The following is an 8414-nucleotide window of genomic DNA, read 5'->3' as shown; positions in this document are numbered from 1 at the left end:
AGGAGTAGAGTGTCCATGGCAAAGGGATTTTCCAGTTTACCCTGTCCTATGTTCGGGGATACCAGTTTCCCGTGTCCAATTTCCTAGGACCATTTTAGTGCCGCATCAGCGCTGCACCTTCCCGCACCCCGCATCCCGCACCCCGAAATCTCGAATGTGACTACAGAGCGGCATGTCCCTTACAGGGCTGACTCCCGAATACCGAAACTGGCTCAGGTCATCTTATCTGACAAATGCCGCCAATAAAATCGCCTGTGCAGAATCTCCATATAAACTTGTGCCGCATCAGCGCTGCACCACCCAGATAACCACGATATTCACGATACTCACGATGGCAAAATGTAAAAGAAGGCTGCCTGAGCGAAGATGGCATAGGGCCACGGATGCGGCCTCTGGCAACTGGGAACTGGAAACTTATATGCGAGAAAAAAGGGCACGCAAAAAAGCCTTCGCCAGGTTCGAAATCTTTGGCAGGGCAAGAGGATCGACCTTCATGGTCAACGAGAGCAGGGAACCGTCAAACGGTGCTTTCGGTCTTGAATGGAGGGATAGAAGCTGTGCTTGATTGTCAGTGAGTTTCTCTCTTTGGAAGGCTTATTTACTTTTTTAAAATCATTGGAAATTGGAATTTATCCCGGGATTTGGAAAGGAAAAAGATATAGGGAATTTGTCCCGGATCGTCTGATATGTTAGCGCGCTGACGGTCTGTCTGGAGTCGTTCCCGGAGCTCCTCTTTTTTCGTTCTCTGACTATATAGTGCAAAAAGTGCGTTTTTGTTTCATTATATTTTCATTAGAATTTTTTGACTTAAAAAAAGGTAGATTTTATCGAATTTCCGCTCAAAACCGCACCTTGTTTTTTATCGGTAAAAATGGGGAAATTGCCCGGGCCCATTTCCGGATTGATTCTTCATCCGTCAGACCGCCGCTTCCTGCCATTCAAAGCACTGCATTTATTTCCCCAAAATAAAAGAACCGATAATCCGCATGATCGGTTCTTTTACAGATATTTCTTAAAGATCACCAAAGAATGGCAGGAATTCCATGCAGGCTGTGGAGACCAGGGTGACGAGGATGACGGTCAGGATGGAGAGTCCTACGCCATACTTGATCTGGGCGGAGGCGGAAAGGCCATAGCCAATCGGGATGGCTCTTGTGGAAATAGGAAGGATGTAGGCGCAGTTGACGGCTGCAATGGTTCCAAGGACGTAGGGAATCGGATTGAGGCCCAGAGACTGGGCGATGCCTGTCACCACCGGGATGGAAATGGAGGCAGAGGCGGTATTGCTGGAAATTTCGGACATGAAGCAGGCAAAGATGCAGCCCATGGCCATGACGGCAAGGCCTGCCGGAAGGTTCATGGCTGCTATGATTTTTGACAGTTCTTCGATAGCTCCTGTTTCAATGACCAGTTTCCCCAGGGCCAGGCCGGAGGCGAAGAGGAAGATCATGCCCCACATGACGTGGGATTCCGCGTATTTCCAGGTGAGCATGGGGTCATTGTGTTCATCTTTCAGGAAGAACATGAGCATACCAAGGAAGAGGAATACGTAGGCCGGTTTCATAGCCGGGAGGAGTCCTGCGAAGAGAGGACGGATGAAGGCAAGGATGGTAGCCAGGACGAAGAGGGTAAAGCCGATTTTTTCGCCTTTTTTCATAGAGCCAAAGCCTTTGTACATTTCCCGGAAATATTCTTTTGTGCCCGGGAGTGTTTTCGTCGGACAGGGCAGGAAGAAGAGGTAAATGAGGTTCATCAGGAAAATCAGTCCCAGAATGGGGAGGAAACGGATGACCCAGTCCATGTACATGAATTCATGGCCTGTCAGTTTTTCGATGTAGGATACGGCCACCAGGTTCGCAGAGGAGCCGATAGGGGAACCGAATCCCCCGATACCGCTTCCCCAGCCGATGGCCAGAAGAATCGGGACAGCTGTCTTACTTTGGGAAATATCTCCTTCTCCCACGAAGTGGAGCATGGCCACAGCGATGGGGCAGAAAATAGCGGCTACCACTACATTCGGCAGGAAGATGGAGAGAACTGTGGATGCCAGGAACCAGACGAAAATCTGGTTTTTCATGGATGTCCCGATGGAGCAGAGGGCGCGGACGGAAATCCGTTTGTCCAAGCCCGTGGTGGTCCAGGTGAGGCAGATGAGGTCAGAGCCTAAAAGGAGGACTGCGATTTCAGAGAAATACTGGCTGATTACGTGAGACGACGGAATGAGGTTGAAAAGGGAATTCACCACGATCGGTACGAAGGCAGTCACATAAATTGATATGGGGCGGAAAATCCACCAGACGGCCATCCAGATGGCTGTGCCCAGGGCCAGGGCAGCTTTCGCCTCGAATGTACCGTTCAAAAGCCAAGCGGATACGACAAAGGTCAGAGGACCCAGAATCGTTTGAAATAATTGTTTATTCATACACTCGCTTCCTTTGAAGGATTTTTGAAATGGGGCGCTAAGTCCTATGTTCTATTATAGCCCTCTCCTATTACGGTTTGAAACTGTTAGAATTTGTAGAGGTTACAGTATTTTTATTGTAATTTGACCTTCTTGAGAAACAGGTAAAATCACTTTTGCATCGGGGTTATCGGGGCAATCGGGAATACCGGGGCTGTCGGGAAGGTGGCGCCCTTCGGGCGCAAGTTTATATTTTGCCTTCGGCCCTCATCTATGCCAGGTAAAATTTCCTCATTTGTGCAGTTCCCCCTCACCCGACGCGGGAGCTCCCCTACCCTCGGGCGCCTTCCCGCTTTCCGAAAGAGTCATCCGGCACGAGAATATTTCATCAATCAGTCCCATTTATGCCTTGTACAGTTAAACGCCCTTTCCGGCTGCTCCGCAGCCACCTTTCCACCCCGGGAAAGGTGGCGCCCGATAGCAAGCTTACCGATATCCTCATATAAATCGTGTATAGATAGTGCCGGGGAATTATAAACGCACGGTACTTCCCGGGCATCTCAATCCGGATGCAGCTCGGACAAGGCTTTTTCCCATTTCTTTATTTCATATCCTTTATAGCTATATCACCACATTGAAAAGCTGTTAATATTTGTTTATACTACAGTGTAATAGTTGTAAAGCTATATACAATTCATTTTTCAATCACTTTTGTTTCGGGGATATCGGGATTATCGGGGTTATCGGGGTTATCGGGGTTATCGGGAAGGATATGGTTCGCCTTGCGAACCAATTTATATAGTGCGCTTCGCGCACGGCCTTTGGCGCTCAAAGTATTGAGAAAGACCTGTTGGTTCACTATATAAATTTGCGGCGCTCATGAATTTGCGCCGCACCGCCCCGAGATTCCCGGAAAGAATCCCGAGATTCCCGATAATCCTGAAACAAAGGCCTTTACACATATAGTTTCCATTACGATAAGTAGCCAGCCCTGAACTTTGAATCGGGGTCATCGGGAAGGATATGGTTTGCTCCGCAAACCAATTTATCTAGTGCGCTTCGCGCACGGCCTTTGGCTTCCATCCGGACATTTTACGGATAATCCAAATTAAATAATCCGCCGCTTCATGAATTGTGCGGCGGCACATTCCCGACAATCCCGATATACCCGGGATTCCCGACAATCCCGAAACAAAAGCTTTTATACATAAAGTTTCCATTACGATAAGGAGCAAATCATGAATTTTCTCTCCATGAAATATTTCCTCGCTCTTTCGGAGGAGAAGAATTTTACGAAGGCGGCAGAGAAGCTGCACATCACCCAGCAGACTTTGTCCGCCCATATTGCAAATCTGGAGCAGGAGGCGGGGACGAAGCTTTTCATCCGTTCCACGCCTCTTCGTCTGACGGTGGGAGGGGAAGTCTTCCTCCGGTATGCGAGGATGTTTGCCAGGAATGAGCTGTCCCTCCGCCGGGAGCTTTCCGATGCATCCGGCGAAAATACAGGGACTCTGCGCATAGGCATCGCTTTCACCAGGGGGCGGGTGCTGCTTCCGGAAGTGATTATGGCTTTTCAGGAGAAATATCCGAAGATTTCCATCGAGCTTCATGAAATGGCAAATAAACACATCTGGAGTGCCCTGAAGCGGGACAAGCTGGATATCGCCATGGCAAGGCTGCAGGATGAAATCCCGGGCATTATCCATGAACCCTGGATGAAGGAGGAAATCGTACTTCTCGTGAACCGGAAACTGGCAGAAAAAGTGCTGGGAGCAGAGAATATAGAAACCTATTTCCACCCCGGCCGCAAAGAAAAGGCCCTGCCTGAAGCTTTCTCGGACTGTCCTTTCCTCATCAACAGTGAAGAAGACATTGCGGGATCCCTGGCAAGGAAGCTCTTCCGGGATGGAGGCATGGAGCCCCGGATTGCCGTGGCCTCCGAAAATCTGGCCACCCTTCTCCGTCTCACCGTCTTCGGCCGGGGAGCCTACCTCTGCCCGCTGAATCTGGCAGAGCATATCCTCACCGATGAGGAGAAAAAGCAGCTCCTCACCATGCACTTTGAAGAGGGGACCTATACCATGTCCTTCGGCTACCACAAGCAGAAAAGACAGTGGAATATCCTCTCCGCATGGATGGAGACGGTGAGGGAAGTCACAAAGGGGTAAATTTGTATTTTCTCATTTGTGCTGATCGTTCTTCGTGATTCGTTGTTCGTTCTTCGTGAAGGTGGCGCCCTTTGGGCGCACTTTTTTATATAGTTTGAATGATCACACGGGGATGACAAGACCTGTGGAAATCGCACCACGAACTTCATGAAAAAAGGAATTTTTGAAATTCCGATAAATAAACGGGTTCCCTGAATTCAGTCACCTGAAATGACTGAACCCAGAGAATCGCTTATTTTTCACATGCAGCAAGTCCACAAATGTTCTGTGTAAATTCTCGAAGCGTTTAACACACAATTTACACATTATATTCACTTGAATTTCACTAAATTTATGATATGATTAGGTTAAAAGAATCTTCAGGAGGTGTTACTATGAGTGCCTTACAGGAAAGAAGTAATCTGACGATCAGTGTGGATCGTCCAACAAGAGAAAGTTTTTCCAAACTCTGCGATGACCTGGGCCTTTCTGTTTCCGCCTGCGTCATTGCATTGATGAGGCAGGCCGTGAGACAGCAGGGAGTTGCTTTTTCCATGCTTGATGAAAATGGATTCACCCCATATGAGGCAGCCGAACTCTTGAGACGTGCTGAAGATGTGAGGAAAGGCCATGTTATAAGGCATGCGCTGATTGAGGACTGACTATGAGAAATCTGGAATGGCAGTCTGAAGCCTGGAGTGAATATATAGAATTAGAGCAGATTAACAAAGCAAAACTAAAGAAAGTTAACAGCCTTATCAAAGATATCATGAGAAATGGGTATGATTGTACAGAAGGAAAACCGGAGATGCTGAAAGGAAATCTTTCCGGGTATGCGAGTGTACGTATTGATAAGAAAAACAGGCTGATTTTCAGCGTTTCTGATGATGAGGTCACTATCATTGCCTGCGGTAATCATTACTCAGATCATTAAAAATCAGTTATCATGAAAGTAAAGCCCGACTCCAGGCAGGAATCGGGCTTTTTAAATTTGAAAATTTATTGAAATCATTGGCTGTTTTTCTGAAATACAAATAAAAAGCGGCGCTCATGAATTTGCGCCGCACCGACACTGAGAACTGATAACTCACTGTCTTTCGATGATTTACCTCTTGATTCAGGCTTTACTCTCTCCGCTCACACTCCTGCACGTTTCGATCCATTCGCTGATGACGGCCCAGGGTTTTTCGCTTTTCCGGTAACCGAAGCTCATCATGTAATTTTCTTCATCGAAGGACATGAAGAGGAGTCCTTTCTTTTCTTCGGGCTTCAGCAGTTTTTCCGCCATATTCCGGGGAATGAAGAGGGCACCTTTTCCCATCAGGCAGAGGCGGAGGAGGACTTCCATATTTTCCGATTCCACGGAAATACGGGGAAGCAGCCCCGCATCGCGGAACATTTTCCTTGCCAGTGCCCCGATGACGTCTTCTTCACTGTTCAGGAGGAAGGGGCATTTTGAAAATTCCTGTGGAATCCCCGAGCAGTTGGCTGTATTTCCATAGAAATAATCCGGGAGCGTTTCGCCGAAGACCTCTCCGGCCAGGCTTTTTTCTATGAGGAGCAGGATATCCTCCTCCATCCAGGGCACATGGGCGATGCCCGGTATTTCCCCGGGAAGATAGCCCATGGCCACATCGATTTCATCATGGCGGAGGGCATTCCATATATTTCTATTGGACATTTCAAAGAGATGGATATTCACCAGAGGGCACCGTTCCTGAAAAGCGGAAATCATGCCGGGCATATTCACCCGCCCCCGGCAGGGGGAAATACCGATCCGGAGGGTCCCCGTATGATGACCGGACGCATCGGAAAGATCCCGCCGGAAATCCCGCTCCGCCCGGACGAACATGGATGCATACCGGTAGAAAACTTCCCCGCTTCCTGTGAGCTTCAGGGGGACGGACCGCACGAAAAGCTTTGCCCCCGCTTCCCTCTCCATGGCCGCTATATGGGCCGAAAGGGTCTGCTGGGTAATATGCAGCTTCTCCGCCGCTCTCGTAATGCTCCGCTCCTCGGCAGTCACGAGGAAATATCTGATGGAGAGGAAATTCATGGGTTGCTCCTTATCGTAATGGAAAATTTATGTGTAAAGGCCTTTGAATCGGGAATATCGGGGTTGTCGGGGCGATCGGGGTTATCGGGAAGGATATGGTTCGCTATGCGAACCAATTTATATAGTGCGCTTTGCGCACGGCCTTTGGCTTCCATCCGGTCGTTATATGAATTCGACAAATTTTCTGATTTTTCGTCAAGACTCCTATCATGAGCTGGTGTATTAATAATCCGCCGCTTTATGAATTGTGCGGCGGCACCGCCCCGGGATTCCCGAAATGAATCCCGACAGCCCCGATACCCCCGATTCAAAAGTTGTCCGACATAAAAGTTTTCCTTAACTTATATAGGCAGGTGAAATTATACAGCTATTCACCTGTAGTATAAACAAAAAAGAACAGTTTTTCAATGATGTTCTCATGAAGTATACTATAGGCAGGAAGAATTCCTGAGCCTTTCGGTTCACGGCTCGTGCTTCACCTTTCTTTTGAGACAGGGATAGCGGCCTGCCTCCCCCACAAGCTGCGAACCGGAGGGCTAATATTGCATGCCTGCCTCTTCGACTTGAGCTTCTGTGGCTTATCTGCGAACGGCTTTTACGTATTCGTGGGGCCTATCAGTTCGACTTGGACTTTTGAGGCCTATCTGCGGGCATCTTTTACGTATTCGTAGAGCCCACCTCTTCGACTTGAACTTTTGTGGCATTTCGACGGACAGCTTTGAGGTATTCGCCGATTTTCTCTACGAGGTAAAATCTCCATATAAAATGGCGCGCCTTCTTCTGTCGCCCGCCACCACCCCGACAGCCCCGATACTCCCGAGACCCCCGACAGCCCCGATACATCCGAAACTCCCGACAGCCTCGAAACAAAAGTGATTTATCCCTGAAGGTCCCTTTTCACTTTCTGCCTGATGGGGCCCATAATCTATAAAAGCGCGCTTCATGATTTGTCGCGCGCCACCGCCCCGAGATTCCCGATACCCCCGATACCCCCGATACCCCCGACAGCCCCGAAACAAAAGTTATTTCTTATCGTAGTTTCCTTCCTTTCTGTCAATTTTCCTTTCAACCACGCTGACTACCGCATTCCCCTTGCGGTTTCAGGTCATGGCCCGGCACTTTCTCCATCAGCTGCCGGATCCCCGCCATGGCAGCGGACGCTCCCCGGCGTCCGTTTTTTATTGGGTACAAGAAATCACTTAAGAAAACACCTAAGTTAATCAAAATTGAACTTATGTGACTTCATTTTCCAATACCCGTCTCCTGATCTCCCATTCCCTGCGTTACGTATTTACCATTTACAACATGAACGACTTGTAAGATCGTACGCCCCTCCTGCCCTTTGGGCACCCTCCCGGACGCGGGAGGGACGCGCTTAATATTCTGTGTCAATTCGACATGTACGTTTCCACCGAAATTTCCATCAGTCAGTTTCGACGATGAAACCATCTGCGCAAAATGGGCATTTCGACCCCGCCTGTGCACAGCCCCCATAAAAAAATATTGGCCGCATCAGCGGCCAATCCTCCCCGCACCCCGCATCCCGCACCCCGAAATCTCGCTAAAGACTCCATCGGGGCGTGCCGCGGTGAGGCTAACTCACGAAAACCGTAACTGACTCACCCCATTAAACGGACAAGTGACTGCAATTCCATCATTTCCTGCGTTACGTACTAACCATTTTCCTCATAAACGACTCGTCTGATCGTATGCCCCTCCTGCCCTTTGGGCACCCTCCCGGACGCGGGAGGGCCGCGCTTAATATCCTGTGTCAATTCGACATGTACGTTTCCGCCGCAATTTCCATCAG

5 protein-coding genes are annotated in these 8414 nt (G+C 49.0%); 3 read left to right on the top strand and 2 right to left on the bottom strand.

All coding sequences use genetic code 11. The features are described from left to right. Nucleotides 1–1012 precede the first annotated feature (1012 nt). Nucleotides 1013–2422: an SLC13 family permease gene (locus QZN42_RS09405; protein WP_296957007.1), complete on the bottom strand. Its 1410-nt coding sequence runs from the start codon at nt 2420–2422 to the stop codon at nt 1013–1015. A gap of 1217 nt (nt 2423–3639) precedes the next feature. Between QZN42_RS09405 and QZN42_RS09400 the strand changes: the two genes are divergently transcribed. From QZN42_RS09400 to QZN42_RS09390, 3 genes are all read left to right on the top strand, one after another. Beyond that, nucleotides 3640–4569, top strand: coding sequence for a LysR family transcriptional regulator (locus tag QZN42_RS09400; protein ID WP_296957004.1), 930 nt, complete (start codon nt 3640–3642; stop codon nt 4567–4569). 374 nt (nt 4570–4943) lie between these two features. Next, nucleotides 4944–5210 (top strand): hypothetical protein, encoded by a 267-nt coding sequence (locus tag QZN42_RS09395; RefSeq protein WP_296957002.1) that lies wholly within the window; start codon nt 4944–4946, stop codon nt 5208–5210. 2 nt (nt 5211–5212) lie between these two features. Continuing rightward, nucleotides 5213–5482 carry a Txe/YoeB family addiction module toxin gene (locus tag QZN42_RS09390; RefSeq protein WP_296957001.1) on the top strand — a complete coding sequence of 90 codons (270 nt, stop codon included), beginning with the start codon at nt 5213–5215 and terminating at the stop codon, nt 5480–5482. A gap of 183 nt (nt 5483–5665) precedes the next feature. Here the strand turns inward: QZN42_RS09390 and QZN42_RS09385 are convergent, their stop codons facing one another. Continuing rightward, nucleotides 5666–6604, bottom strand: coding sequence for a LysR family transcriptional regulator (locus QZN42_RS09385; protein ID WP_296957000.1), 939 nt, complete (start codon nt 6602–6604; stop codon nt 5666–5668). Between the last annotated feature and the right edge of the window lie 1810 nt (nt 6605–8414).

Origin of the sequence: uncultured Dialister sp., from assembly GCA_900314595.1 — a bacterium.
Classification (GTDB): domain Bacteria; phylum Bacillota; class Negativicutes; order Veillonellales; family Dialisteraceae; genus Dialister.
Note: the sequence above shows the minus strand (reverse complement) of the source record. Positions and strands in the feature narration are given on the sequence as shown.

Excerpts from the sequence above, each read along its gene's own strand:
- QZN42_RS09405 (WP_296957007.1), bottom strand. The coding sequence starts at position 2,422 with ATGAATAAACAATTATTTCAAACGATTCTGGGTCCTCTGACCTTTGTC.
- QZN42_RS09400 (WP_296957004.1), top strand. The coding sequence starts at position 3,640 with ATGAATTTTCTCTCCATGAAATATTTCCTCGCTCTTTCGGAGGAGAAG.
- QZN42_RS09395 (WP_296957002.1), top strand. The coding sequence starts at position 4,944 with ATGAGTGCCTTACAGGAAAGAAGTAATCTGACGATCAGTGTGGATCGT.
- QZN42_RS09390 (WP_296957001.1), top strand. The coding sequence starts at position 5,213 with ATGAGAAATCTGGAATGGCAGTCTGAAGCCTGGAGTGAATATATAGAA.
- QZN42_RS09385 (WP_296957000.1), bottom strand. The coding sequence starts at position 6,604 with ATGAATTTCCTCTCCATCAGATATTTCCTCGTGACTGCCGAGGAGCGG.